The sequence below is a fragment of the Amycolatopsis sp. NPDC104863 genome (assembly GCF_055582965.1).
In genome coordinates, this window is sequence record NZ_JBVJOW010000001.1 from 10192 (window position 1) to 35650 (window position 25459).

20 protein-coding genes, 1 pseudogene and 1 riboswitch are annotated in these 25459 nt (G+C 72.7%); of the genes and pseudogenes, 13 read left to right on the top strand and 8 right to left on the bottom strand.

The features are described from left to right. The first annotated feature begins 118 nt into the window (after nucleotides 1-118). The 4 genes from ACZ63J_RS00075 (at nucleotide 119) to ACZ63J_RS00090 (ending at nucleotide 2352) form a co-directional block, all read left to right on the top strand. A complete protein-coding gene (locus ACZ63J_RS00075; protein WP_465340100.1) occupies nucleotides 119-610 on the top strand; it encodes a helix-turn-helix domain-containing protein in 492 nt (163 codons plus the stop codon). 58 nt (nucleotides 611-668) lie between these two features. Next, on the top strand, nucleotides 669-1352 hold the full coding sequence (locus ACZ63J_RS00080) for an SGNH/GDSL hydrolase family protein (protein WP_465400683.1): 684 nt from the start codon (nucleotides 669-671) through the stop codon (nucleotides 1350-1352). A gap of 62 nt (nucleotides 1353-1414) precedes the next feature. After that, nucleotides 1415-1747, top strand: coding sequence for a Cd(II)/Pb(II)-sensing metalloregulatory transcriptional regulator CmtR (cmtR, locus tag ACZ63J_RS00085; protein ID WP_465314459.1), 333 nt, complete (start codon nucleotides 1415-1417; stop codon nucleotides 1745-1747). Further along, a complete protein-coding gene (locus ACZ63J_RS00090; protein WP_465400682.1) occupies nucleotides 1744-2352 on the top strand; it encodes a cation efflux transmembrane domain-containing protein in 609 nt (202 codons plus the stop codon). The genes cmtR and ACZ63J_RS00090 overlap by 4 nt, the downstream gene beginning before the upstream one ends. On the opposite strand, the gene ACZ63J_RS00095 is transcribed toward ACZ63J_RS00090, so the two are convergent. Together ACZ63J_RS00095 and ACZ63J_RS00100 are read right to left on the bottom strand one after the other, a co-directional pair. Next, nucleotides 2309-4408: a prolyl oligopeptidase family serine peptidase gene (locus ACZ63J_RS00095; protein ID WP_465400681.1), complete on the bottom strand. Its 2100-nt coding sequence runs from the start codon at nucleotides 4406-4408 to the stop codon at nucleotides 2309-2311. The two genes, ACZ63J_RS00090 and ACZ63J_RS00095, sit on opposite strands and share 44 nt — an antisense overlap. Further along, the gene (locus ACZ63J_RS00100) at nucleotides 4405-5631 is read right to left on the bottom strand and encodes a metal-dependent hydrolase family protein (protein WP_465400680.1); all 1227 of its coding nucleotides are present in this window, start codon (nucleotides 5629-5631) and stop codon (nucleotides 4405-4407) included. Before ACZ63J_RS00100 ends, ACZ63J_RS00095 begins: the two co-directional genes overlap by 4 nt. Nucleotides 5632-5804: 173 nt before the next feature. On the opposite strand from ACZ63J_RS00100, the gene ACZ63J_RS00105 reads away from it, so the two are divergent. From ACZ63J_RS00105 to ACZ63J_RS00115, 3 genes are all read left to right on the top strand, one after another. Continuing rightward, a complete protein-coding gene (locus ACZ63J_RS00105; RefSeq protein WP_465400679.1) occupies nucleotides 5805-7115 on the top strand; it encodes an NAD(P)/FAD-dependent oxidoreductase in 1311 nt (436 codons plus the stop codon). A 47-nt stretch (nucleotides 7116-7162) separates the two neighbouring features. Then, nucleotides 7163-8383 (top strand): PucR family transcriptional regulator, encoded by a 1221-nt coding sequence (locus ACZ63J_RS00110; protein WP_465400678.1) that lies wholly within the window; start codon nucleotides 7163-7165, stop codon nucleotides 8381-8383. Nucleotides 8384-8498: 115 nt separating this feature from the next. Next, the gene (locus ACZ63J_RS00115) at nucleotides 8499-9791 is read left to right on the top strand and encodes an MFS transporter (protein ID WP_465400677.1); all 1293 of its coding nucleotides are present in this window, start codon (nucleotides 8499-8501) and stop codon (nucleotides 9789-9791) included. 9 nt (nucleotides 9792-9800) lie between these two features. On the opposite strand, the gene ACZ63J_RS00120 is transcribed toward ACZ63J_RS00115, so the two are convergent. After that, nucleotides 9801-10610 (bottom strand): class I SAM-dependent methyltransferase, encoded by an 810-nt coding sequence (locus ACZ63J_RS00120; protein WP_465400676.1) that lies wholly within the window; start codon nucleotides 10608-10610, stop codon nucleotides 9801-9803. A gap of 73 nt (nucleotides 10611-10683) precedes the next feature. Here ACZ63J_RS00120 and ACZ63J_RS00125 point away from each other — a divergent pair, with 73 nt between their 5' ends. Next, complete coding sequence (locus ACZ63J_RS00125; protein WP_465400675.1) at nucleotides 10684-11262, top strand: TetR/AcrR family transcriptional regulator; 579 nt, start codon at nucleotides 10684-10686, stop codon at nucleotides 11260-11262. Here the strand turns inward: ACZ63J_RS00125 and ACZ63J_RS00130 are convergent. Further along, the gene (locus tag ACZ63J_RS00130; protein WP_465400674.1) at nucleotides 11255-11662 is read right to left on the bottom strand and encodes a cupin domain-containing protein; all 408 of its coding nucleotides are present in this window, start codon (nucleotides 11660-11662) and stop codon (nucleotides 11255-11257) included. The genes ACZ63J_RS00125 and ACZ63J_RS00130 overlap by 8 nt on opposite strands. 440 nt (nucleotides 11663-12102) lie before the next feature. Here ACZ63J_RS00130 and ACZ63J_RS00135 point away from each other — a divergent pair, with 440 nt between their 5' ends. The 4 genes from ACZ63J_RS00135 to metF all read left to right on the top strand — a co-directional run bounded on the left by ACZ63J_RS00135 (nucleotide 12103) and on the right by metF (nucleotide 18853). Further along, a complete protein-coding gene (locus tag ACZ63J_RS00135) occupies nucleotides 12103-14973 on the top strand; it encodes an AfsR/SARP family transcriptional regulator (RefSeq protein WP_465400673.1) in 2871 nt (956 codons plus the stop codon). Then, nucleotides 14970-15230: a hypothetical protein gene (locus tag ACZ63J_RS00140; protein ID WP_465400672.1), complete on the top strand. Its 261-nt coding sequence runs from the start codon at nucleotides 14970-14972 to the stop codon at nucleotides 15228-15230. Before ACZ63J_RS00135 ends, ACZ63J_RS00140 begins: the two co-directional genes overlap by 4 nt. A gap of 37 nt (nucleotides 15231-15267) precedes the next feature. Continuing rightward, nucleotides 15268-15504, top strand: a riboswitch (cobalamin riboswitch). A gap of 113 nt (nucleotides 15505-15617) precedes the next feature. Then, nucleotides 15618-17933 (top strand): 5-methyltetrahydropteroyltriglutamate--homocysteine S-methyltransferase, encoded by a 2316-nt coding sequence (metE, locus tag ACZ63J_RS00145; protein WP_465400671.1) that lies wholly within the window; start codon nucleotides 15618-15620, stop codon nucleotides 17931-17933. Then, nucleotides 17930-18853 (top strand): methylenetetrahydrofolate reductase [NAD(P)H], encoded by a 924-nt coding sequence (metF, locus tag ACZ63J_RS00150; RefSeq protein WP_465400670.1) that lies wholly within the window; start codon nucleotides 17930-17932, stop codon nucleotides 18851-18853. The genes metE and metF overlap by 4 nt, the downstream gene beginning before the upstream one ends. Nucleotides 18854-18876: 23 nt before the next feature. On the opposite strand, the pseudogene ACZ63J_RS00155 reads toward metF, so the two are convergent. The 3 genes and pseudogenes from ACZ63J_RS00155 to ACZ63J_RS00165 form a co-directional block, all read right to left on the bottom strand. After that, a pseudogene (locus tag ACZ63J_RS00155) lies at nucleotides 18877-19495 on the bottom strand (response regulator). Nucleotides 19496-19527: 32 nt separating this feature from the next. Then, nucleotides 19528-20718 carry a sensor histidine kinase gene (locus ACZ63J_RS00160; protein ID WP_465400669.1) on the bottom strand — a complete coding sequence of 397 codons (1191 nt, stop codon included), beginning with the start codon at nucleotides 20716-20718 and terminating at the stop codon, nucleotides 19528-19530. A gap of 874 nt (nucleotides 20719-21592) precedes the next feature. Next, nucleotides 21593-23047, bottom strand: coding sequence for an alpha/beta hydrolase (locus ACZ63J_RS00165; protein ID WP_465400668.1), 1455 nt, complete (start codon nucleotides 23045-23047; stop codon nucleotides 21593-21595). Between the two features lie 213 nt (nucleotides 23048-23260). Between ACZ63J_RS00165 and ACZ63J_RS00170 the strand changes: the two genes are divergently transcribed. Next, nucleotides 23261-24502 carry a prolyl oligopeptidase family serine peptidase gene (locus ACZ63J_RS00170; RefSeq protein WP_465400667.1) on the top strand — a complete coding sequence of 414 codons (1242 nt, stop codon included), beginning with the start codon at nucleotides 23261-23263 and terminating at the stop codon, nucleotides 24500-24502. Nucleotides 24503-24510: 8 nt separating this feature from the next. Here the strand turns inward: ACZ63J_RS00170 and ACZ63J_RS00175 are convergent, their stop codons facing one another. Continuing rightward, nucleotides 24511-25431, bottom strand: a complete 921-nt coding sequence (locus tag ACZ63J_RS00175) for a LysR family transcriptional regulator (protein WP_465400666.1) — start codon at nucleotides 25429-25431, stop codon at nucleotides 24511-24513. Nucleotides 25432-25459: the final 28 nt, after the last annotated feature.

The following is a 25459-nucleotide window of genomic DNA, read 5'->3' on the forward strand; positions in this document are numbered from 1 at the left end:
CGTCTACGGTTTCCCCCCGCGCGCTTCCCGTTCGCCTCTCGGCGGGGAACCGCGGGGGGGGGAGGCGATTTTTTCTTTTTCCCCCCCGCGTCCGCCACACCGACGGAGAGGGGCGATGGTGCAGCTGGATGCCGGTGCCTACCAGCAGATGCTCGGCGAGGAGCTCCGCCGGCTGCGCGAGGAACGCGGCCTGACCCGCCGGGACCTCAACCACCGGCTGCACAGCGACCTTTCGCTGCAGACCCTCGCCACCTACGAGCTCGGCACCCGGCAGTGCTCGGTCGTCCGCCTGGTGGAGCTGTGCCTGGCGCTGGAGGTGTCTCCCGAAGCCCTGCTCGCCCGGGTCGGCGAGCGCTACTTCGGCACCTTCGACGCCACGGAGTCGACCGGGGTCCGGGTCGACCTGCGCCGCGTCGTCCGCGCGCAGCACCAGGACCTGGCGCCGTTCCGCCGCTGGGCCGAGGGCAAGCTCGCCGAGTGCGGCGCCGGCGACGCCCCGCAGGAGGTGCACCTGGACCCCGCGGCCCTGGAGCGGCTCGCGGAGCTCTGCGGGACGACGACCGCGAACCTGCTCACCCGGATCCGCTCCCTGTCCGACCCCGTCGGCTGACCCATCCGGGACGCGCCCGGCGCCGAACTCCCGCGGAGGCGATCGAAAGGACTGTGCGGTGCCGAGGCGGACTTGGTCGGGCCGGCTGCTCGACGTGGCTTCCGTCGTCGTCCCCGGGATCGGCCGGGTCCGGGCGCAGAAGGAGCCGTTCGCGCGGGCCTGGGCGGAGGGCAACCGCACCGCGCTCGGCTCGGGACTTCCACTGTGGGTCGCGCTCGGCGACTCGATGACCCAGGGCATCGGCTCGGCGGAGGTGGGCGGCGGCTGGGTCCCGCGGCTGAACGCCCGGCTCGACGAGCCCTTCGCGGTGGTCAACCTGTCGGCGTCCGGCGCCCGGGTCGCCGACGTCCTCGGCGACCAGCTGCCCCGGCTGCTCGCGCTGCCTTCGCCGCCGGCTCTGGTGACGGTGCTGGTGGGCGCGAACGACATGCTGACCCGGGCTCGCCGCCGCGGAGTCGTGGCCGGCTTCGCCGAACTGCTCGCCCGGCTCCCCGCCGGGCGTTCGGTGGTCGCCACCCTGCCCCAGGGCAACACCGAAGCGCGAGCGGTCAACGCGCTCCTCGACGCCGCGGGAGCCCGGGGCGACATCCGCGTCGCGGACCTGCGCGGCGGGGCACTGGGGCCGCTGCGCGGCAGCCTCGCCGACGACTGGTTCCACCCCAACGACGTCGGCTACGCGCGGATCGCGGGACTCTTCGAAGGCCCGGTGCGCGCCGCGGTGTCCCCAGGCCGGCCGGACTGAAGCCGGCTCAGGCAAAAGAGACCGGTTGTCGTCATGTCAGCGTTCGCTGTACTGTTCTCTGTGTGCTGACCTGTGAGACCCGTGAATCGGCGCTCGCCCGCCTGGGCCGGGCGCTGGCCGACCCGACCCGCTGCCGGATCCTGGTCGCCCTGCTCGACGGCGTCAGTTATCCCGGCCGGCTCGCCGCCGAGCTGGAGCTGAGCCGCTCCAACGTTTCCAACCACCTCGCCTGCCTGCGCGGCTGCGGGCTGGTCGTCGCCACCTACGAGGGCCGCCAGGTCCGCTACGCCCTCGCCGACCGGCACCTGGCCCGGGCCCTGCGCGAACTGGTCCAGGTCGTCCTCGCTGTCGACCCCGCCGAGCCCTGCCTGGACGACGAAGCGGTGGACCGGTGACGTCCGTCGCCGAGGACCGCCGCGTGGTTTTGACCCGGCGGATCCGGCTCCTGGTCGCCGCGACGATCACCTACAACGTCCTCGAAGCGGTCGTCGCGCTCGCCGCCGGCACCGTGGCCTCCTCGACGGCGTTGATCGGGTTCGGGCTGGACTCGGTCATCGAAGTCGCGTCCGCCGCCGCGGTCGCCTGGCAGTTCTCCGGCGCCGATCCGGAAGCGCGCGAACGGACCGCGCTGAGGGTGATCGCGGTGTCGTTCTTCGCCCTCGCCGCCTACGTCACCGTCGAGTCCGTGCGGTCCCTGCTGGGCACGGACTCCGCCGGGCACTCCACGGCCGGCATCGTGCTGGCCGCCGTCTCCCTGCTGGTGATGCCGTTCCTTTCCCACGCCCAGCGCCGCGCCGGCCGGGAACTCGGCTCGGCCAGCGCGGTGGCGGACTCGAAGCAGACGCTGCTGTGCACCTACCTCTCCGGTGTGCTGCTGGCCGGGCTGCTGCTCAACGCGCTGTTCGGCTGGTCGTGGGCCGACCCGGTCGTCGCCCTGGTCATCGCGGCGGTGGCGGTCAGGGAAGGGCGGGAGGCCTGGCGCGGCGACCACTGCTGCTGAGCGGCCGCGGCGTCATCCCCAGTTGTTTCATCACGAAGGCGAGCCACGAGGTGTGCTCCTCGATGGCCACGTCCTTGTCGGTGGCCCAGCCGTGGCCGACGTCGCGCCAGATCCGCAGCAGGACCGGGTTCGGCCCGGCCGTGGCGGCCTGCAGCCGCGCGGCGAACTTGCGGGCGTGCCACGGCGGGCACCGCGGGTCGGTGTCGCCGGCGTCGAGGTAGACCGCCGGGTAGTCGACGCCGTCCCGGACCAGGTGGTACGGCGAAAGCGAGGCGAGCCGCCGGACGTCGTCCGGGTCGTCGAGGTCGGCCAGCTCGAGGTCGACGACGAACCGCCCGTAGCCGTCCCGGGTCGCCCCGATGGCGTCCAGGAACGGCACTCGCGGCACCGACACCGCCCACAGCGCCGGCCGGAGCGTGGCCGCCACCCCGGCCAGCAGCCCGCCGTTCGAGCCGCCGCTCACGGCGAGCAGGCCGGGGCTCGTGACCCCGGTGGCGACCAGGTCTTCGGCGATCGCGTGCAGGTCCTCGTAGCAGTTCTTCTTGTTCTTCTGCCGGCCCTGCTCCCACCACTCGCGGCCGAACTCCCCGCCACCGCGCAGGTGGACGTGCACCAGCACGCCGCCCGCGTCCACAAAGGACGACATCGGGCCGGGGAAGACCGGGTGCCACGGCGCGTTGAACCCGCCGTAGCCGAAGACCAGCGCCGGGCGGGGACGGTTGAGCCGCAGGTCGGTGCGCCGGACGAGGTGGTAGGGGACCCGCGTCCCGTCCGGTGACGTGGTCCAGCCGTCCTCGACGACCGTGTCCGGGATCGTGGTCCGAGGTGCCGACAGTTCGTCCACAGTGGACCCGAGGCGGTGCCGGTAGTAGCCGGCCGACGTCGTCAAGGTCGTGAACGCAAAAGCGTATTCGTCGTCGAGACCTTCGGGGTACAGGGCCATCATCGGGAACGGCAGCTCGACCACGGCGCCGCGGCCGGGCAGCGGCACGTGCCCGGCCAGGGCGCCCTCGGCGGTGAAGATCCGGACCTGGCTGTAGGTGTCGTCCAGCCCGAGGACGTAGAGGTGGTCACCGACCGGCGTCACCGACCTGAGTGCGACGCGGGACTCGGGCACCAGTTCGTCCCAGGTGGACGGATCCGACGGTGTCGGGTTGTCCAGCGCGATCGCGACCACCCGGCCGCGAGGCGCGCCGAAGTCGGAGACGGCGATCCAGCGGTCGCCGACGAGGTGCCCGTACAGGCTGCCCACGGACGCGTCGGTGACGAACGGCCGCCAGACCGGCTCGGGCGACCCGTCCAGGTCGGCCACCGCGACCGGGAGCGGCGCGAGGAGGTGCTGGACGGCGATCGCACGCTTGCCGTCGGTGGAGAACACGACGGTCCGGTAGTCCTGGTCGGGCAGCCACGGCGCGTCGACCGTCGTGGTCTCGCCCGAACCGGGCCGGTACAACAGGACTTCATGGCGCAGGTCGGTGTTCTCGCCGAGCATGGCGGTGTACACGAACCCGCTGGAGTCGGGCAGCCACCGCGCCCCGCCGGTCCAGTTGTCGAGCAGCGGCTGGGAAGGCGCGGGCAGCCGTTCGCCGCTCTCGGCGTCGATCAGGCGGATCGTGTTGCGTTCACTGCCGTCGTCGCAGACGCCGACTGCGATGTACCGCCCGTCCGGCGACGCGGTCACCCAGGAGACGAACGGCGGTTTCCCCGGGTTCTCCTGGGCCGCGTCGAAGAGCACCTCGCCGTCGCCGAAGCGCTCGTCGGAGAGGACCACCCGCGCCTGCGTCGCGCCTTCGGGGATTTCGCTGCGGACCCACCGCCGTCCGGCGGGCGCCGGGTACGACCCGGACCGCGCGGTGAAGAAGTGCCGGACGCTCTCCCGGAGCGTGGCGAAGTGCGGCCAGTCGTGGACGTAGGAGTCGGCGAGGGCGGCCTGCTCGTCCTGCCACTGCCGGACTTCGGTGCTGCTTTCTTCGAGCCACTGGTACGGGTCGGGGAAGTCGACACCGGCGACCCGGACGACGCCCTCCGTCGTGCGGGTCGCGGGGTAGGCGCTCACCGGACGTCCTTGACCACGCGGCCGCGCTGCAGGACGACCTGCACCTGCGAAGGGTCGTCGAAGACGAGCGGGTTCGCCAGGGGATCACTCGCGAACACCGTCAGGTCGGCGAGCTTGCCGGGCTCGATCGTGCCGACCTCGCCGTCGATCCGCAGGACACGGGCGTTGTCCCGGGTCGCCGAGACGAGCGCCTGCATCGGCGACTCGATCTCGCTGCGGAGCACGAGCTCGTGACCGCGGTGGTCCTGGTTCGGCCCGATGTAGTCCGAGCCCGACCCGATGAGCACACCGGCCGCGCGGGCGGCGCGGATGGCGTCGGCCTGGCCGTCGATGACGTCGCCGACGCGTTCACCGATGTGCGCGGGCAGCCCGGCCTCGGTCGAGTCCTTGAGCAGGGCGTGCGCCACGGCCAGTGTCGGCACCAGGGCGACACCCTTCTCGGCCATGTGCGCGGCCATCTCCGCGTCGACCGCCGAACCGTGCTCGACACACTGCGCGCCGGCGTCGATCGCGGTGCGCAGGCCGGCGTTGTTGTGGGCGTGGACCGTCACGTAGGTGCCGCGCGCCCGCGCCTCGGCCACGGCCGTGGCGATCTCGTCGTAGGTGAACTGCGTGTCGCTCAGTTTGTCGTGGCGGGACACCACACCGCCGGTGACGCACATCTTGAGGAAGCCCGCGCCACGGCGGAACGCCTCCCGGGCGTTGCGGCGCACGGCGTCCGGGCCGTCGGAGAGCAGGGACAGCGCGACCAGGCCGGGGATCTGGCGGGCGGCCCAGTCGTCGGCGGAGTCCCACTCCGCGCCGAGGTACCCGTGCCCACCGGTCTGGGCGAGGATCGGTCCACAGTGGAGGATGCGCGGGCCGGGGATCCGGCCGTCCGCGACGACTCGGGCGAGCCCGTCGTCGATGCCGCCGGTGTCCCGCACGGTCGTGAAGCCCGACTCCAGCGTCCGGCGGCAGTTGGCGAACATGTCGGCGGCGATCTCCGCGACCGACAGCTGCCGCGACGTGCTCAGCTTGTCCAGGTCGCTGGACAGGCCCAGGTGGACGTGCGCGTCGATCAGCCCGGGCGTGACGTGACACCCCGAAAGGTCGAGGACGTCCGCGCCGGCGGGTGGTGTCCCGCCCACCGCGGCGATCCGGCCGTTTTCGACCAGGACGGCCTGGCCGGAGACCGGATCCGCGCCGGTCCCGTCGATGACGGTCGCTCCTGCGAGCCACATGCCGTACTCCCGTCCGTGCGTGGGTGACGTCCTCCCACTCTCGGCCGTGACCACCGGCCGGGCCAATTGACATCCGTTGCCCGCTGCAGGCCCGGATCGCGACAGGTGTCGGGCGACGGCGGCCGCCGGACCCCGCACACTGGGTCGCGGGGAGCACCGGGAGGACGTGGACGATGAGCTCGGAAGACAGCGCGGACGTCGTGGTGGTCGGCGCCGGCGTGATCGGGGCGGCGATCGCGCTGGAACTGGCCAGGGCGGGCCGCCGGGTCGTGGTGGTGGACCGCGCGAGCGGCGCCGGGCAGGGCTCGACGAGCGCTTCGAGCGCCGTCGTGCGCTACAACTTCTCCACTCTCGCCGGGGTGACCGCCGCCTGGGAGGCGCACTTCTGCTGGTCGGCGTGGGCCGAGCACCTCGGCCACGACGTCGGCGCCCTGGCCCGGTTCGAACGCAGCGGCCTGGTGATGCTCGACGTCGAAGCCGCGCCGCGGGCCGGCTGGCTGCCGCTGTTCGACCAGGTCGGCGTGCCCTACACGGAGTGGGACAGCGCCACCCTCGCCGAGCGCGTGCCCGGGATCGACACCGGCCGCTACTGGCCGCCCAAGCGTGTCGACGACGAGGCGTTCGGGGCCGACGCCACGGAGACCCTCGGCGGTGTCTACACCCCCGACGCCGGGTACGTCACCGATCCGCAGCTCGCCGCGCTGAACCTGGCCGCGGCGGCCGGGCGGGAGGGCGCGCAGTTCCGGTTCCGCGCGACCGTGTCCGGGGTGGAGTCCCGCAGCGGCCGGGTGAGTGCCGTGGTCCTCGCCGGTGGCACGAAGATCTCCGCGCCCGTCGTGGTCAACGCCGCCGGGCCGTGGTCGGGCAAGCTCAACACCCTCGCCGGGGTCGGGGCGGACTTCACGATCGGCGTGCGGCCGCTGCGGCAGGAGGTCGCCCACGTGCAGGCGCCTGAGGGGTACCACCCGCCCGGCGGTGTCGGCCCGGCGATCGCGGACATGGACCTGGGCACCTACTTCCGCGGTGAGGTCGGCGGCGGCCTGCTCGTCGGCGGCACCGAGCCCGCCTGCGACCCGCTGCAGTGGCTCGACGACCCCGACGACGCCGGCCCGCACCCGACCATGGCCGTGTTCGAAGCCCAGGTGACGCGGGCGGCGCGCCGGCTGCCCGGGCTGCGCGTGCCCAACCGGGCCCGCGGGGTCGTCGGGGTGTACGACGCCGCCGACGACTGGACGCCGATCTACGACCGCACCGAGCTGCCCGGCTTCTACGTCGCGATGGGCACCAGCGGCAACCAGTTCAAGAACGCCCCCGTCGTCGGCCGGCTCATGGCGACGCTGGTCGAGCGGGTCGAGGCGGGCGCCGACCACGACACCGAGCCCGTTCGCTGCAGGGGTGTCCACACCGGCCTGGAGATCGACCTCGGCGCGTTCTCCCGCAAACGCCCGCGCAACACCGGCAGCTCGGGCACGGTGCTGGGCTGAGCGCTCCCCGCTCGGCTACCGTGGGCGGCGGCCGGGAAGGGAGCGCCGTGTCCGATCGCGATCTCCAGTCCATCGTGGACGAACTCGCCGAGCGCCTCCAGCGGTCGGTCGCGATCGACGACCCCGCCATCCGGCTGCTCGCCGCGAGCCGCCACTTCGGGGACGAGGACGCCGTGCGCGTCACGTCCGTCCTCAACCGGTCGGTGCCGCCGGAGATCGTCGACCACATCCTCGCCCAGGGCATCGCGCGCTGGGTCGCGCCCGGTGTGGTCGACGTCGAGGGCGCGATGCCACGGTTGTGCGCGCCGGTGCGGTGCAACGGCATGCTGCTCGGGTACCTCTGGCTGATCGACAAGGACGGCACGTTCACCGACGAGGAGACGGCGGCCGCGGGCGAGGCCGCCGCCACCGCGGGCGCGATGCTGCTGCGCCGGCTGCTGCTGCACGAACGCTCGAAGGCGCGGCAGGAAGGCATCCTGCGCGAGCTCGTCTCCGGCGACCTCGCGGTGCGCACGCAGGCGATCGAAGACCTGCGTGCCGAACAGCTCTTCGGCGCCGAGAGCACCTGCTTCACCGTGCTCGCCGTGCAGGGCCCGGCGTCGGGGACGGCCGCCGCGCCGCAGGAGGTCGCGTTCGAGGCGGCGGTCGAAGACGGGGTCCGCGCGGTCACCGACGACGTCGCGCTGATGGCGGCGAACCGGTCGCGGGCCTGGATCCTGCTCGTCCAGCGCGTTCCGCCGTCCCGCGGCCTGGTCGACGCGGTCGCCGAGCGGATCACCGCCCGCTTCCGGCGCCTCGGCGACGAGACCGCGCGGCCGGTCTTCGGGCTCGGCGGCACGGTGGCGAACCTCGGCGAGGTCGTCACGTCCTACCAGCAGGCGCTGCTCGCCGCACGGGCGGCACTCCTGTTGCCCGGCACCGGGAACCTCGCCCGCTGGGGTGAGCTGGGCCCGTACGAGCTCCTGCTGAAGCTCCCGGCCGAGGACCTGCTCGACGCGTCTTCGGTGCCGGCGCTCACCGCGGTGGAGCAGGAGGACACCCACCACGTGCTGATGACGACGCTGACGGAGTTCTTCGACCACGCCGGGAACATCCAGCGCACGGCCGACTCCCTGCGGGTCCACCGCGCGACGCTGTACCAGCGGCTGAAGCGGATCGAGCAGATCACCGGGTGCAGCCTGGACTCCGGGGACGACCGGCTCGTGCTCCACCTCGGGCTCAAGCTGCGGGTCCTCGCCGCCGCGTACCGCGACCACCCGGGCCGCTGAGGAGCGACGAACGTCGCCTTCCCGTCCCGCCGGACGCGACATCCGGCGATGGCCGGTGACCGGGCCGCCACCGCACACTCGAACGACTCTGGCGAGCACCACCCATGGAGGCGTGATGAGCGTGCTGTCGTCCGATCGGGTCCGCACCACCAAGATGCGGCGAGGAGTCGTGTTCGCCTCGTCGGTGGGGAACTTCGTGGAGTGGTTCGACTTCACGCTGTACGGCTACACCGCCGGGGTCCTCGCCCTGACGTTCTTCCCGCCGGGCGACCGGACCGCCGCGCTGCTCGGCACGTTCGCCGTCTACGGCGTGGCCTTCGTCGCCCGGCCGCTCGGCGCGGTGGTGTTCGGCCGGATCGGCGACCGCCGCGGCCGGCGCAGCGCGCTCAGCCTGTCGATCATCCTCATGGGCGCCGCGACCGCGCTCATGGGTCTCCTGCCGGGATGGTCGTCCGCCGGTGTTCTCGCTCCGGTGCTGCTGCTCGTCTGCCGCCTGGTGCAAGGGTTTTCCGCGGGCGGGGAGTACACCGGGGCGCTGACGTTCACCGTCGAGCACGCGCCCGACGGCCGTCGCGCGTGGTACATGGGCCTGGTCGGGTCGTCCACGATGCTCGGCGCGGTGGGCGCGACGGCGGTGGCGCTGGTGTTCCGGTCGGCGTTCGGCGACCGGTTCGCGACCGACGGCTGGCGGTGGATGTTCGTCCTCGCGGGACTCGTCGCGGTGGTCGGCCTGGTGCTGCGCCTGCGGGTCGAGGAGAGCCCGGTCTTCACGGAGATGCGCGCGCAGGCGGCGCCGGCCAAGCCGTTCCGCGAGCTGGTGCGCGGGCACTGGCGGACGCTGCTGGTGCTGTTCGTGTACTTCGCGGTGCTCGGCCTGCTGACCCACATGTTCCTCGGGTACCTGCCGACGTACCTGAGCGAGGCGATCGGGATGCCGAGCGGCACGGTGCTCGCGCTGACCACGGCGGCGAACCTCGTTTCGGTCCCGGTGACGCTGGTTCTGTGCGTCCTCGCCGACCGCCACGGCCGTCGCGGCCAGGTCCGGCTGGGCGCGGTCGCGGCGGTGGTCCTCGTCGTGCCGGCGTACCTGCTGATCGGCACCGGCAACCCGGTCGCCGTCGTGGTCGCGCTGCTGGCGTTCGTGTTCGCGGTGTGCCTGCTCCAGATGGGCGCGCTGTCGGTGCTCGAGCTGTACCCGGCGAACGTCCGGTTCAGCGGGATGGCGTTGCCGTACAACGTGGCGTACGCGGTTTTCGGCGGCACGGCGCCGTTGGTGAGCGAACTGCTGGTCGACGGAACCGGGGCGCTGATCGCGCCGGCGGTCTACGCGAGCGTCGTGGCGCTGATCGCGTTGCCGGTGCTGGTGAAGGGGATCCCGGAGACGAAGGGCGCGAGCCTGCGCGCGTGAGCGGGCGGGCTACCGGGTCCGGTCGTAGGTGTGCAGGACCATGGCCCGGTGCCCGCCGGGCACGACGTCGAACACCTTGAGGAACGCCGACATCGCGCCGCGGGTGCGTCGTGCCGCTTCACTGACGAGCGAGATCTCGTGGTGGGTGGCGGGTTCCGTGACGGCCCGGGTCAGGTCCACAGTGGACGACCGGAACCCGGCCCCGGCCGCCCGCATCGTCGCCTGCCGCCCGGCGACGCGGGCCACCCAGGGCGCGACCGTGTCCGCGACGACCGCGTGCCGCGGCGCGGGATGGCCGAGGGCGCCGGCGACGGTGGCCCGGACGCCGTCGGGGGAGAGGTACATCAGCAGGCCCTCGGCGAGGACGAGCAACGGCCGTCCGCGCGGGATCCCGGACCACCACCCGGGCTCGGTGACCGACGTCGCGATCGTGGTGACGCCGTCCCGTTCGGGGTAGAGCCGGCGGCGCAGCTCGACCACCGGCTCCTGGTCGACGTCGTACCAGGCGACACCGGGCCCGGGATCGAGGCGCAGCACCCGGCTGTCGAGCCCGCAGCCGAGGTGCAGGACAACGGCGTCGGCGTGCCGGCCGAGGAACGCGCGGGCGGCGTCGTCGATCAGCCGCGCGCGGGCGCAGATCACCGGCAGGTTCCCGGAGAGCTTCTTCATCGCGGCGGGATCGTGCTCGATCTCGCCCAGCAGCCCCGCGGCGTGCTCGTCGCCGAGGATCGGCCACGGCGACGCGGCGTCCTGGGCGTGCAGGTACAGCGTCATGAGCATCGTCTGCTGCTCTTCGCGCAGGGTCACCCGGTCGGCCATGGTCCCGAGCATGCCCCATCCGGCGCGCCCCGGCAGAGCGCCGGACCCGGCCGGGCCGTATTACGATCACCGGATGTCGGAAGGCGGCGGGAGCGAGCGGCGGCCGCTGCGCCGGGACGCCGCCGCCAACCGCGAGCTGCTGCTCGCCGCGGCCGTGACCTCCGTGCTGCGGCACGGGTCCGGCGTCTCCCTGGCCCAGATCGCCACCGAGGCCGGCGTCGGGATCGCCACGCTCTACCGGCGTTATCCGTCGCGGGAGGCGCTGTTCGAGGACCTCCAGAAACGGGCCTTCCGCCTGGTGATCGACCTCGTCAAGGAGATCGAAGCGCGGGACCTCGCCGGCATCGACGCGCTGCGCGTGTTCCTGGAACGCACGGTCGAGCACGGGTCGCAGCTGGTCCTGCCGCACCACGGCGCGCCGGTGTCGCGCTCGGCCGAGACCGCGCGGCTCGAAGGCGAGCTGCACGGGCGGATCTCGGCCATGATCGAACGCGGGGTCCGCGACGGCACCGTGCGGCCGGACCTGGGCCTGCAGGACGTGATCATCTTCGGGTCCATGATCGCGCTCCCGCTGCCCGCGGTCGACGACTGGCCCGCCCGGATGGCCCGGCAGATCGGGTTCTTCATCGACGCCGCGGGCCGCGTCAGCTGAGCATTTCCGTCCGGTAGCGGTCGGCCAGCTCGAGGGCTTTCTCCTGGCGCTCGCGGATTTGAGCGTCGTCCAGCCGAGGCGGCGGCGTCGTCCGGGACTCGAGGCGGTCGCCGACCTCCAGGAAGAACTCCTCCTGGCCGGCCGGGGTGCACAGGCACAGCATGCGGGCGGCGCGGCCGGACTCGTTGCGGAAGAAGTGCGGGGCGTTGGCCGGGATGTTGACGGTCGTGCCCGCGGTCGCGGTGACGGTCTCGCCGCGGAAGGTGAACCGGATCTCGCCGTCGAGGATCGTGAACATCTCCTCGAAGTCGTGCCGGTGCGGCGGGGGCCCGCCGCCGTCCGGGACGTGCATGTCGATCAAGCAGTACCGGCCGCCGGTCTCGGCGCCGGTGACCAGCATCGAGTAGGTGTCGCCGGCGAGGAAGACCTGCGCGACGCCGGGGCGTCGCGGTCCACCACGGTCAGCCGGCGGTCCGGGTCGTCCGGGGGGATCGTCATGAGCGGGTCCTTTCGACCGGGCGAAGTGGAGCCGTGAGTGTCGGATCCGAGCGTAGGCAGATCCGGGAGCCCCTGCAGAACGACGGCGTTTTCCCTCAAGAGAAGTGGAGGAAACGCTATCGTTTGAGCAGTGGACATCCTCGGCCTCGGTCGGGCACGACAACGGCGGCTCGGACCCTTTCTCGCCGCCTGACGGTTCACATGCCGGTCATCGTTGATCTCCTCCCGGTCGGCTCGGGTGCCGGTCGCCGGGGAGCCTGGCAGTGCCCGCTGCAGTCGCACTGCAGTCGCGGGGAACGGGGCCGGTCGAGGTAGTCTCGACCCCGGGAGGAGGGCGTTTGCATGCCCGATGTTCGGTTCGGTGTGCTCGGCCCGCTGACGGTCTGGCGCGGTGGTGACGTCGTCGAAGTGGGCCCCGAGAAGTCGCTTCGGGTGCTCGGGGTGCTGCTCCTGCACGCGAACCAGCGCGTCGACCGCGACCGGATCATCGAGGGCGCCTGGTGCGGAACGCCGCCGAGGAGCGCCGTCAACCTCGTCCAGAAGTACGTCGGGGACGTGCGCCGCTCGCTGGACCTCGACGACGGCTCCCTGCAGACGGTCGGCACCGGGTATCTGCTGCGCGTGGGCTCCGACCAGCTCGACAGCGCCCAGTTCGCCTCCGGGCTCGCGCTCGCCCGCGAGACGAAGAGCGAAGGCGACCTGACCGCGGCCCGGAAGTACCTCGCCGAAGCGATGGCGCTGTGGCGCGGACCCGCCTTCAGCGGCATCGACACCCCCGCGGCGACCACCGAACGCGCCCGGCTGGACGAGTACCGCTTCGGCGCCCTGGAAGACCTCGCCGAGCTCGATTTGCTGCGCGGCGAGCACGCGCTGGCCATCCCCGAGCTGTCCCGGCTCGCCGCCGAGCACCCGTACCGCGAGCGGGTGCGGGAGCTGCTGATGACCGCGCTCTACCGCAGCGGCCGCCAGGGTGACGCCCTCGCCGTGTTCGAGGAGATCCGGCGGCTGCTGGCCGACGAGCTCGGCGCCAGTCCCGGGCACGGGCTGCAGCGCGTCCACGCCCGGATCCTGCGCGCCGACCCCGAGCTCGACCTGGTCACCCCGGCCGCGGACCGGCGGCCGATCGCCCAGCTGCCGGCCGACATCCCCGACTTCACCGGCCGCGCCGGGCCGTTGGGGGAGCTGCGCGGCCTGCTGGCCCAGCGGCGGCTCGCGGTCATCGCGGGCCCGCCGGGCACCGGGAAGTCGGCGCTGGCGGTGCGCGCGCTCCACCACGCGCGGGACGCGTTTCCCGACGGCCAGCTCTACCTCGACCTCGCCGGCACCTCCGAGGTGCCCCGCGACCCGGCGATGATGCTGGCCGAACTGCTGCGCGCGCTCGGCGTCACGGACGCGGTCATGCCGCCCGGCCTGCACGAACGAGCCGCCCTCTACCGGTCGCGGCTGGCCGACCGGCGGATGGTGGTGCTGCTCGACGACGCCGCGGGCGCCCAGCAGGTGCGGCCGTTGCTGCCGCCGTCGGGCGGGTGCGCCGTGGTGGTCACGAGCCGGCAGCGGCTGGCCGGCCTCACCGGCGCCCAGCACGTCGAGCTGGACGTCCTGTCCGCCGAAGACGCGCGCGCCCTGCTGGTCCAGATCGTCGGCGAGGAGCGCGTCGAGCGGGAACCGGAGTCGGCGGCGGCGATCGTCGAGCTGTGCGGGCACCTCCCGCTGGCCATCCGGATCACCGGGGCCAAGCTGGCCGGGCGGCGCGCGTGGACCCTGCGGGTGCTGCGTGACCGGCTCGAGGACGAGTCCCGGCGCCTGCGCGAGCTGAGCGTCGGGGATCTCGACGTGCGGGCCAACTTCGACCTGAGCCTGCGCCTGCTGCCCGACGAGGCCGTCCGGGCGTTCCGGCTGCTGGGCCTGCTGGGGCCGGAGACCCTGCCCGCGTGGGTGGTGGGGGCGCTGCTCGGCGGGCCGGACGCGGACGACGTCCTGGAGCTGCTGGCCGACGCCTACCTGGTGCGGCTCGTGACCACCGACGACGCCGGGCAGCCCCGGTACCGGCTGCACGACCTCCTGCGCACGTACGCGGCGAAGGGCGCGGAAGACCACTACCCGGTCGAGGACCGGCGCGCGGCGGTCGAACGGGTGCTGGCCGCGTGGCTCGCCCTCGCGGAGCAGGCCAGGGATCTGTTCTACCCCAGCCTGTTCCAGCCGACCCCGGGCTCGTCGCCGCGCTGGTCCCCGGACTACAAGGTCGTCGAGGCCATCGCGTGGTTCGACGCCGAACGCGGGACGCTGCTGCGGATGATCCAGCTCGCGGCGGACTGGGGCCTGGCCGGCCTGGCGTGGGAGCTGGCGGCCGCCGCCGTCCCGTACTACGACCACCGCAGCCTCTACCAGGACTGGAACCGCAGTCACCAGATCGCGTTGGCGGCCACGCGAGCGTGCGGCGACGCCCACGGCGAGGCGGCGTTGCTGCAGGGCCTCGGCCAGGTGCACATCTACCTCGACGAGATGGACGAAGCCCGCGACGACCTGGGCCGCTGCCGGGAGCTGTACCGGGACATCGGCGATCGACGCGGTGAAGGACTCGCGCTGGCCAGCCTCGGAACCGTGCACCGGGTTCTCGGCGAGCTCGACGCGGCACTGGCCGTCGACAAGGAGGCGCTGGCCCACCTGGTGGCGTCCGGGCACCGGCAGGCGGAGGCGCAGATCCGCACCGCGATCGGCATCATCGGCTTCGAGCAGGGCACCGAGGACGCGGGCCAGTGGATCGAGCAGGGCCTGCGGACCGCCCGGCAGCTCGGCGACCGGCACCGGCAGGCGGTGATCCTCCGCACGGTCAGCCGCTACCACCTGGGCATCGGCGACACGGCCGCGGCGCTGCACGACCTCACCGAGGCGTTGACGATCTTCACCGAGATCAGCGACGAGCGCTGCGGCGCGTACGCCGACCAACGCCTCGGCGGAATCTACGCGGAGCTCGGCGACCGTTCCCGAGCCGACTCCGCCCTGCAGCGCGCGGCGCACGTCTTCCGGCTCAACGGCGACCGCAGCAACGAAGCGGCGTGCTGGCAACAGCTCGGCGAGCTGGAGAGCGAACTCGGCGACGCACCGGCGGCCCGTCACCACCTGGGCTTGGCGGTAGAGCTGTGGCGGGCCCTCGGGTTGCCCGAGCGCGCGTCAAGTGTGCAAGCCACGCTTGACGCGGTGGCCGGGGGATGACGGAGCTGAAGGCCGGGCTGAACCGGCTGGTTTCGGCCCGGGTGACGGACTTCGGCAGGACGGTGAACATCGCCGAGGTCGGCTTTTCCCGTGGTGGCGTCGAAACCCGGCTGCACGCGCAGTGCCCGTTCCGGCAGGTCACCGAGCGTTTCCAGGCCGTCGAGCACGTCGTCGAGGCGGCGACCCTGGGGCGCGCGGGGACGATGACGCTGGAGTTGACGGACGCCGTCGTGATCGAGGTCTTCCCGGATCCGTGATCCGCTCCGAGCCGCGTTCGCCCCTTCCCGGAGGCGCTACAGTGGCGGGGCAGCTGGTTCGGTCTCCGCGAGCAAGGTGGCGGTGACCGAGGCAAGAGGGAACCCGGTGCGAATCCGGGACTGCCCCGCAGCGGTGAGTGGGAACGACCGCCGTCAGTCTCCGCGGAGACGAGCACTGAGCCCGACCGGCTTGGGAAGCGACGGCCAGTAGGAACCCGGCGCACGCGCCGGACTGCCCGCGAGTCCGAAGACCTGCCCGCTGTGCACCTCACGACCGTGGGGTGCTGGCTGCGACCTCGCGGGCAGGTCATGCCGAGCCGGACCGGAGACGGTCTGGCTTGTCGTGCGCTCCCGCAGGTCCACGCGGACTCGCGAAGGAGAGCCCCCGTGACATCGACCACCCCGACCAGCCGCGCGACCGTGCACGGCTACCCGCGCCAAGGCGCCGACCGGGAGCTCAAGAAGGCGATCGAGGCCTACTGGAAGGGCCGGATCAACGCCGACGCCCTGCTCGGCACCGCCCGTGAGCTGCGGCTGCGGAACCTGACGGAACTGCGCGACGCCGGGATCGACGAGATCCCGAGCAACTACTTCTCGCTCTACGACCACGTGCTGGACACCTCGGTGCTCCTCGGCGCGGTCCCCGAGCAGCACGTCACCGCCGTCCCGGACGCCACGACCCCGGCCGGCCGGCTCGACCGCTACTTCGCCATGGCGCGCGGCACCGCGGACGCGCCGCCGATGGAGATGACGAAGTGGTTCGACACGAACTACCACTACCTGGTGCCCGAGCTCGGCCCGGACACCCGCTTCACGCTCGACCCGGCCAAGCCGCTCGAAGAGTTCGCCGAGGCGCTCGCGCAGGGCGTGACCACCCGTCCGGTGCTCGTCGGCCCGGTCACTTTCCTGTTGCTGGCCAAGGATCCGACCGGCACCGAGGGCTTCCGGCCCCTGGACCTGCTCGACCAGGTCGTCCCGCTCTACGCCGACCTGCTGCGCCGGCTGCGTGAGGCGGGCGCGGAGTGGGTCCAGCTCGACGAGCCCGCGCTTGTCACCGACCAGCCGGCCGAAGTGCTGGCGAAGGTCGCCGAAACCTACGCCACGCTGACCGCCGAGCCGGTCCGCCCGAAGATCCTGCTCGCGTCCTACTTCGACCGCCTCGGGGACGCGTTGCCGGTGCTGGCGTCCTCGGCGGTCGAGGGCCTGGCCGTGGACTTCACGAACAACGCCGCGGCCACCCTCGACGCCCTGGCCGCCGCGCCCGGGATCCAGGACAAGCGCCTGGTCGCGGGCGTCGTCAACGGGCGCAACATCTGGGCCGCCGACCTCACCGCCGCGCTGTCCACCGTCGGCACGCTGCTCGGGCTCGCCGGCTCCGTCGACGTGGCCGCGTCCTGCTCGCTGCTGCACGTGCCGCTGGACGTCGCCCTCGAGACCGATCTGGACCCCGAGATCGCCGGCTGGCTGTCCTTCGCGCGGCAGAAGCTCGCGGAGATCGTCACGCTCCGCCGTGGCCTGACCGAAGACCGCGGCGCCATCAGCGACGTCCTGCAGGTGAACGCCGACCGGCTGGCCGCCCGGGCGGCGTCGCCGATCGTGCGGGTGCCGGCCGTGCGCGACCGGGTCGCCGCGGTCACCGACGCCGACGTGCGCCGCACGAGCCCGTACGGCAAGCGCCGCCAGGCCCAGCAGGACCGGTTGCACCTGCCCGAGCTGCCGACCACCACGATCGGCTCGTTCCCGCAGACCGCCGAGCTGCGCCAGGCCCGCGCGGCCCTGCGCTCGGGCAAGCTCGACCAGGACGCCTACCGCGAGGCGATGCGCGCCGAGGTCCGCGCGGTGATCGCCGAGCAGGAGCGGATCGGCCTGGACGTGCTGGTGCACGGCGAGCCCGAGCGCAACGACATGGTGCAGTACTTCGGTGAGCAGCTCACCGGGTTCCTCGCCACCCAGCACGGCTGGGTCCAGTCCTACGGCACCCGGTACGTCCGGCCGCCGCTGATCGTCGGCGACGTGGCCCGCCCCGCGCCGATGACCGTCGAGTGGGCCACCTACGCGCAGAGCCTGACCGAGAAGCCGGTCAAGGGCATGCTGACCGGGCCGGTCACCATGCTGGCCTGGTCGTTCGTGCGTGACGACCAGCCCGAGGGCGACACCGCCCGCCAGGTCGCTCTCGCCCTGCGCGACGAGGTAGTCGACCTGGAGGCGGCGGGGATCTCGGTGATCCAGGTCGACGAGCCCGCGCTGCGGGAGACGCTGCCGCTGCGCACCGCCGACCGCGCCGCGTACCTGGACTGGGCGGTCGCGTCGTTCCGGCTGTCGACCGCGGGGGTGCGTGACGACACGCAGATCCACACGCACATGTGTTACGCCGAGTTCGGCGACGTCCTGCAGGCGATCGTCGACATGGACGCCGACGTGATCAGCCTGGAGGCGGCCCGCTCGGCCATGGCGATCGTCGCCGACCTCGCGCGCGCCGGCTACCCGAACGAGGCCGGCCCGGGCGTCTGGGACATCCACTCGCCGCGGGTCCCGTCGGTCGAGGAGATCGCCGGGCACCTGCGCGTCGCGGCCGGCGCGTTCCCGGCCGACCGGTTGTGGGTCAACCCGGACTGCGGGCTCAAGACCCGCGGGTACCCGGAGGTGCGGGCCACCCTGGCCAACCTGGTCGAGGCCACCGGACAGCTGAGGGCACGGGCGTGACGAGCACTTCACCGCGGCGGGCGGCCACCCCGCCCGCCGCGGTTCCCGCGCGGGTCCGCGACCGCCTGGCCGCCGGAAAACCGGTGCTCTCACTGGAGTTCATGCCGCCGCGCCCGACCGACGACGCGGAGCGGATCTGGCAGAACGTCCGCAAGCTGGAGTCGCTGCGGCCGGGTTTTGTGTCCGTCACCTACGGGGCGGGCGGGTCCACCCGGGACAACACGATCGCCGTCGCCCGGCGGATCGCCACGGAGACCACGATGCTCCCGGTAGTTCACCTGACGGCGGTGGACCATTCGGTGCGGGAGCTGCGCTCGTTCGTCGGCGCGCTGGCCGACGCCGGGGTGGTCAACGTCCTGGCGCTGCGCGGAGATCCCCCCGGCGACGTCGACGGCGAGTGGGTCCGCCACCCGGAAGGCCTGACGTACGCGAGTGAGCTCGTGACGCTGCTGCGCGAGCACGGCGACTTCTGCGTGGGCGTGGCCGCGTTCCCGCAGCGGCACCCGCGGTCGGTGTCGCTGGAGCAGGACACCGCGCACTTCGTGGCGAAGTGCCGCGCGGGCGCGGACTACGCGATCACGCAGATGTTCTTCGACGCGGACGACTACCTGAGGCTGCGGGACCGCGTCGCGGCGGCGGGGTGCACCACACCGATCATCCCGGCGCTGATGCCGGTCACGACCATGCGGACGATCGCCCGCTCCGAGCAGCTGTCCGGCGCACCGTTCCCCGCCCACCTGGCGGCGCGGTTCGAGGCGGTCGCGGACGATCCCGCGGCTGTCCGTGCGCTGGGCATCGAGCAGGCGAGGCTGCTGGCCCAGCGGCTGCTGGCCGAAGGTGCGCCCGGGCTGCACTTCATCACGTTCAACTTCGCCCTGGCGACCAGGGAGGTGGTCGCCGAGCTCCCGGTGTTCGCGTAGTGCCCTCGTGCGCGGCCGGACCGCTAGCGCACCAGGCCGGATTCCCAGGCCCACACGGCGATTTCCGTGCGGTTGCGGGCCCTGATCTTGCGCTGGATCGAGGCGAGGTGGGTCTTGACGGTCGAGAGCGAGATCGTCAGCTCCTCGGTGATCTCGGCGTTGGTCCGGCCTCTCGCGATCGCCTGGGTGACGTCGAGCTCGCGCTGGCTCAGCGCTGGGTCGGCGCGGCGAGCGCGTCTTCGGGTCGGAGACCCGCTGAAGTGGGACAGCAGCCGCGTGGTGATCGACGGCGAGACCAGCGCCTCGCCGTTGGCGGCCGCGTGCACCGCTTCGACCAGCAGTCCGGGCCCGGCGTCCTTCAGGAGGAAACCGCATGCTCCGGCGCACAGCGCTTCGTGGACCAGCTCGTCGAGGTCGAACGTCGTGACGACCAGCACCCGCAACGGGTTCTCGACATCCGGGCCCGCCAGCCGGCGGGTCGCGGCGAGGCCGTCGACCACCGGCATGCGGATGTCCATCAACGTGACGTCGGGGGCGCAGCTCCTGGGCCAGCTCCACGGCCTGCTGGCCGTTTTCCGCTTCGCCGATGACCTCGATGTCGGCAACGCGCTCCAGGATCAGCCGGAACCCCGTGCGCACCATCGCCTGGTCGTCGGCGAGCAGGACTCGCAGCGTCACCGGGCACCCTCCTCTTCCGGCGGCGAGGCCGCCGTTCCCTTCGGCAGGGGGAGCTCGGCGAGAACGCGCCAGCTGCGCTCCCCGTGTTCCCCGGCCATCAGCGTGCCGTCCAGTGCGGCGATCCGCTCGCCCATTCCGATCAGGCCGTACCCGCCGGGCGCGCGACGCACGCGGCCCGGGCGGAGACCGTCGTTGGTCACTTCGACCCGCAGGTGCCGGCCGTGGTCGGCGGGCTCGACCACCACGGTGACGTGGCGGGCGTCCGAGGCGTGCTTGCGGACGTTGGTCAGCGATTCGAGCACCACCCGGTGGACGGTCGAGACGGTTTCCGGCGTGACGGTGAGGTCCGCCAGGCCGGGCGCGAGCCGCACTGTGACGCCCTCGTCGTCGCCGACTGCGGATTCGATCGTGCCGATCAGGTCGCCGGCGGTGACCGGTGAGGCGTGTCCGGGGCTGCGCAGCATGATGACCAGCCGCCGCACGGCGCCGAGGGCTTCGGTGCCCGCGTGCTCGATCTCCTTGATCAGGTCGCGCTCGGGGCCGTCGGCCAGGATCACGCCGGCGGCCTGGGTGCGGACGACAACCCCGGTGATGTGGTGGGCGACCAGGTCGTGCAGCTCCCTCGCCAGCTCGAGCCGCTCCCGGTTGCGCGCAGCGGCCAGCGCGGCTTCGCGGCGGGCGTCGCCGTCACGGAGGATCAACCCGACCATGACGCTGCACCCCCACAAGAGGGCCCACAGCACCGACACGGTCAGTGACGCGGGCGAATCGCCGTAGCGCAGCAGCGGGGCGAAGGCCATCGCGAGCCCCCCGAGCACCGCGAGCACGGCGGCGAGTGTCCTCGGCAACCGGTGGCACGCCGCCCCGACCAGCAGCATCAAGGCCACGATCTCAGGATCCCCGTCAACCGCGGCGGCCGGTCTGACCAGGAAGCCCACGGCGCTGCCGGCCAGCGAGAGCGCGATCCCCGATGCGGCCAGCACGGCGGTCCGCTCGGGGAAGCGACGCCGCAGCAGCGCGGGCACGGCCAGCGCTGCCCCGATCAGGAAGTAGGAGAGTTCGCCTGCGGGGGCCGGTCCCCGCAGGATCAGGTGGCGCAGGAGCTGGTCGATGTTCAGGCCGGCCAGGACAACGATCTCGGCGATCACCAGACCGCGGACCGGCTTCGGCGCAGTGGTCGGGAGCACGTCGGTGATCGTCCTTCCTGGGTGGATGGCTCGGGTGATCATTCTGACCGGTGGTGGGGAGCGGGACCACCGGCACCCTGTCACCGGCGGGGAGCTCACGCTGGACGGTTGGAGAGTTGGGTTGGGGGTCGTGGTGGTGGGAGTTCGCTGATTCGTTGTGTCACCGGCGGTTCCTGCCTGGAGATGACTGGGTGGGCGGGGTTCAGGGCGGTGGCGGGGTGCGGGACCTGCGGGACCACTCGGCACCATGCCGCCAGCGGCGACTCGGAGCTGGACAGACGGAAGGTCGCCGAGGAGTTCCCGGGGCGGTGGCCGGTGGTGGGCTGCCGGGCCAGCAGCGCCTGCCGCCGGCGGCGACCCGCGCTGGGCGGTGGAAGGTCGCCGATGAGCTGCTATCGAGGGTCGTGGTGATGGGAGTTCGGTGATCTGGTGTGTCACCGGCGGCTTCCTGCTCGGTGATGGCTGGGAACGGTTCGGGCCGGTGGCGGGGCGCGGGATCACTCGGCGCCTTGCCGCCGGCGGTGACTGCGCGCTGGGCGGCCGGATGGTCGCCGACGTGTTGCTCGTCGAAGGTCGTGGTGGTGTAGTCGGCGATTCGTTGCGTGTCGGCGGTTTCTGGCTGGCGATGACTGGGAGCAAGGCGATGGCTGGCGGTGGAGTGCCGGGCCACCGGCACCTGGCACCGGCGGCAGGTGCCGCGCTGGGCGGCCGGATCGTCGCCCACGAGTCCCTCGTCGGAGGCCGCGGTGGCGGGAGCTTGGTGATCCGCGATGCCACCGGTGGCTTCCCTGCCCGGAGGCGACTGGGCGGAAGGGTCCGGGGCGACGGCCGGAGGCGGAGTGCCGGATCATCCGGCACCCCGCCACCGGCGTGCTCACTGAGGTTTGGCCGCGCAAGCCAGGTCGTGGTCTGGGAAGCGGCCCGTGGTCAGGTAGGCCGTCGCCGCGGTGTTGGCGCATTCGTTTGCCACGTATGGGTAGACCCCGTGGCCTCCCGCGTCGACCGTGACCATGCGGGCTCGGTCGCCGAATGCCTGCCGCAGCTGGACTGCGCCTGCCAGGGGTGTTGCCGGGTCTCGCTGGTTCTGCAGCATCAACACGTTTGATGGGCCCTGGTTGCCGATGCGGACCGGTGCTTCGGTGGGTTCCGGCCAGAATGCGCAGGGCTGGACGTTGGCCCCTGCCGCGCCGAACATCGGGTGGCGGAGGCGGTCGACCGCGACCGCGGCCTGGTAGGTGGCCACCGACCTCGGCCACCGTGAGTCGGCGCAGATGGTGTAGTAGCGGCCGGAAATCACGTTGTCCGCGTCGGGGGTGGTGCCGTCGCCGGGCAGCGGGGGGAGTGGACCACCCGTGTCGAGCGCTTGCCAGATCTGGGCCACGAGCGGCATTCCGGCGTTGCTGAAAAGGAAACCGTAGGTGGCCATGCGGAACGACGGGCCGTCGATGCCCTGGGCGGGCGTCTTGTCGAGCCGGGCGGCCAGCGCGAAGTACTTCGCGGTGACCTGCGAGGGTGTGCTGCCCAGGTGGTAGGTGCTGTCCTGGGCGGCGGCGAACTTCGCGAAGTCCGGGAACCGGTCGTCGAAGCCCTGGGCGTAGAGCCGGTCGTTCGCGAAGTCCCACCCGGTCGGGTGCACGTTGCTGTCGAGCACGATCCGGTCGCCGCGCCGCGGGAACAGGGTGGTGTAGACCGCGCCGAGGTAGGTGCCCCACGAGTAGCCGGCGAAGGAGATCTTCTGCTGGCCCAATGCGGCGCGGATGCGGTCCATGTCGCGGGCTACGTCGGCGGTGCTGACGTGCGGCAGCATCCACGCGGTCTTCGAAGCCGCGCATTGACGGGCGATGGCCTGGGACTGCTCGGCCCGCTTCGTCACGTCGGCGGCGTTGCGCGCGTACGGCGGAACGTTGCCGACTGCTTGCTGCTCCGGTGTCAGGTCGCACGTGACCGGGGTGCTGTGCCCGAACCCGCGCGGGTCGAACCCGATCAGGTCGTAGCTGTCCAGCACGCTTTGCGGCAGCTTCGCCGCCGCCAGTTCGGCGGGGAACTTCAGCCCGGCAGAAGGGCCGCCCGGGTTGGTCAGCAGCACTCCGCGCCGCTGCTCCGGGTGCTTGCTCGCCAGCCGGGAGATCGCGACGTCGATCTGCCGGCCGCCGGGATCTGCGTGGTCCAGCGGAACCTTGATCGTCGAGCACTCCAGGCCGGGCGCCGCGGCGTCGGCCGGGCAAGGCCCCCACCGGACCCCGCCCGGCGACGCCCCCGCCGGCACTCCCGCGAGTATTCCGGCCCCCACCACGCCGATCGCGAGCACGATCGACCACGTCTTCCTCATGCGAACCTCTCCTGGCTGCGGGCGGTGAACGCTTTCCATCTTGGTGATCGGGGCTCGGGCGGACATCGATCGCGCGAATGGTTTCGGAGCAGTTTCGTATCGGCCAAAGGGACTAGACACAGAAATCGGCCCGAGTTCCTCCGACAGAACCTCGAATCGTCGCGGCCGGAGAACTACCGTTCGACAGGAAGATCCACGGACGAAGGAGTTCGCATGGACAAGGTGTTCGGCCGTCGCGCCGCGCTGGTCGCCGGCGCGGGAGCCACCGTCGGCCTCGCGGTGCCCGGCCTGGCCCACGCCACCGGAACCGGCCGCGCCGGGTTCACCCTCGACGCGGAAACGCTCGACGGCGGTGAGCAGGTCACGTCGGTCACGCTCGACACGGCCCGCGTCGGGCCGATCGACCCCGCGAGCCTCACCACCGGCACGTTCGGCGTGCACGCCAAGGCCACCAGCCCGATCGGCACCGGCGGCCAGGACATCGGCTACGACCTCGACCGGCCCGTGACGGCCGCGCGGCTCGACCGCCGTGGGAACATCGTGCTCGAACTGCGGCACGGCGAAGGCGAAACCGGCGGCGGAACCCTCGGTTACATCAACAGCAAGAGCCGCAACGTCCGGCTGGACCTGGTCTACACCATCACCCAGAACACGCAGATTCGGCAGCGCCACGGCCGGCCGATCTCGTTCACCGGGTTCACACAAGGCCATCTGGCCAACCCCGAAGTCGACGCTTTCACCTACCACGCCTCACGTTCCGGCATGAAGTACCGGCTGTACTCGCCGCCGGAGCGCCACGGCAGGCGCCCCTTGATCGTCTGGCTGCACGGCGGCGGCGAAGGCGCTTCGCTGCCCGACAACTACTACGACAACGAGACGACCCTGCGCGCCAACCGCGGAGCGCTGGGTTTCGCGACCCGGGAAGCGCAAAAGATCTTCGACGGCGCCTACGTCGTCGCGCCGCAGTGCACGGCCGCCTGGATGGATGACGGCCCGCGTTTCGCCCCGCTCATCCGGGAAATCGCCGGGGACATCCTCCGCACGCGGCCGGTCGACCCGTCGCGGGTGTACGTCGTCGGCTGCAGCAACGGCGGGTACATGAGCCTGAAGATGACCACGGTCTACCCGGGCACGTTCGCCGCGTCGGTCCCGATCTGCGGAGTCGTGGCCGGCCGCGAGGAAGGCGACCCGCCGCTGGTGCCCGACGCCGAGCTGGCCGCGATCCGGACCCCGACCTGGCTGGTGGCCTCCCGCGACGACGACACGGTGGATCCCCAGGCCAACAGCGTCCACGCGCACGACCTGATTCCCCGGTCCGAGCTGACGCTTTACGACCACGTCGTCTGGAACGGCCACCAGTTCCCGGGGCACTGGTCGTGGATCTACGTGGCCCGCAACGACCCGAGCGTCGGCGGCACCCATGTCTGGCAGTGGATGTCGCGCAAGCGTCGCTAGCCGGACAGTCACTGCGCCTGGGCGACCGTTTCCGACGCCGCGACGCGCAACGCGGCGACAACACGCGCAGCCGCGTCCGAGAGGGGCCGCGGCAGGTGGGCGAGCACGATGCGCCGCTGCTCTCCCGGGCCGCCGTGGACCGGCAGCACCCGGACCCCGGGCGGCACCACCGGGTCGAGCGCGCCCGGCACCGTGGTGATGCCGCAGCCGGCCGCGACCAGGTGGAGCTTGGCCAGCCAGTCGCGGGCCGTGTGGGCGATCTCGGGGCGTTCGTCGAGTCCCGGCCACACGCCCAGCACGCGGTCGTCGCCCGAACCCGCGATCCAGCGCTGCCCGCGCAGGTCGGCGACGTTGATGAAGTCGCGGCGGGCCAGCGGGTGGTTCGCCGGCACCGCCACGTGCAGGCTGCGCTCGGTCAGCGTGTGCAGGGCCAGCGCCGGGGTCTCGGTGTCCGGCGGGCGGAACGGCGGCGCCGAAGCCAGCAGGGCCAGGTCGACGGTGCCGGCGCGCAGGGCGCGGACCAGCGCCGGGGTGCCGCCTTCGCGGCTGAGCACCGTGATCGCCGGGTGGGTGCGCCGCAGTGCGGCCAGTGCCCGCGGCAGCAGGGAGGCGCCGGCGGTCGGGAACCAGCCCAGCCGGACCGTGCCCTCCTCCGCGGGCAGCCCGGCGAGCTCGCGGGCGGTCGCGTCCAGCTGGTCGAGCACGTCGGCGGCGCGGCGCACCACGATCCGCCCGGCCGAGGTGAGCCGCACGCCGTCGTGGCGCCGCTCCAGCAACGGCGCGCCGGCCGCGCGTTCCAGGGACGCGATCTGCCGCGAGACCGCGGACTGGGTGTAGCCCAACGCGGCGGCCGCGGCGGTGAGCGTGCCGCGCTCGGCGACCTCGCGGAACACCCGCAGCGCGGTCAGCGACGCATCGGTGAAGGCCATGACGTAACTGCATACCAGGTGTGCGGAT

What these genes read in the sequence shown, in the direction of transcription:
- ACZ63J_RS00100 (WP_465400680.1), bottom strand. Translation starts at nt 5,631, where the DNA reads ATGTGGCTCGCAGGAGCGACCGTCATCGACGGGACCGGCGCGGATCCG.
- ACZ63J_RS00105 (WP_465400679.1), top strand. Translation starts at nt 5,805, where the DNA reads ATGAGCTCGGAAGACAGCGCGGACGTCGTGGTGGTCGGCGCCGGCGTG.
- ACZ63J_RS00115 (WP_465400677.1), top strand. Translation starts at nt 8,499, where the DNA reads ATGAGCGTGCTGTCGTCCGATCGGGTCCGCACCACCAAGATGCGGCGA.
- ACZ63J_RS00120 (WP_465400676.1), bottom strand. Translation starts at nt 10,610, where the DNA reads ATGGCCGACCGGGTGACCCTGCGCGAAGAGCAGCAGACGATGCTCATG.
- ACZ63J_RS00125 (WP_465400675.1), top strand. Translation starts at nt 10,684, where the DNA reads ATGTCGGAAGGCGGCGGGAGCGAGCGGCGGCCGCTGCGCCGGGACGCC.
- ACZ63J_RS00130 (WP_465400674.1), bottom strand. Translation starts at nt 11,662, where the DNA reads ATGCTGGTCACCGGCGCCGAGACCGGCGGCCGGTACTGCTTGATCGAC.
- ACZ63J_RS00135 (WP_465400673.1), top strand. Translation starts at nt 12,103, where the DNA reads ATGCCCGATGTTCGGTTCGGTGTGCTCGGCCCGCTGACGGTCTGGCGC.
- ACZ63J_RS00140 (WP_465400672.1), top strand. Translation starts at nt 14,970, where the DNA reads ATGACGGAGCTGAAGGCCGGGCTGAACCGGCTGGTTTCGGCCCGGGTG.
- ACZ63J_RS00165 (WP_465400668.1), bottom strand. Translation starts at nt 23,047, where the DNA reads ATGAGGAAGACGTGGTCGATCGTGCTCGCGATCGGCGTGGTGGGGGCC.
- ACZ63J_RS00170 (WP_465400667.1), top strand. Translation starts at nt 23,261, where the DNA reads ATGGACAAGGTGTTCGGCCGTCGCGCCGCGCTGGTCGCCGGCGCGGGA.
- ACZ63J_RS00175 (WP_465400666.1), bottom strand. Translation starts at nt 25,431, where the DNA reads ATGGCCTTCACCGATGCGTCGCTGACCGCGCTGCGGGTGTTCCGCGAG.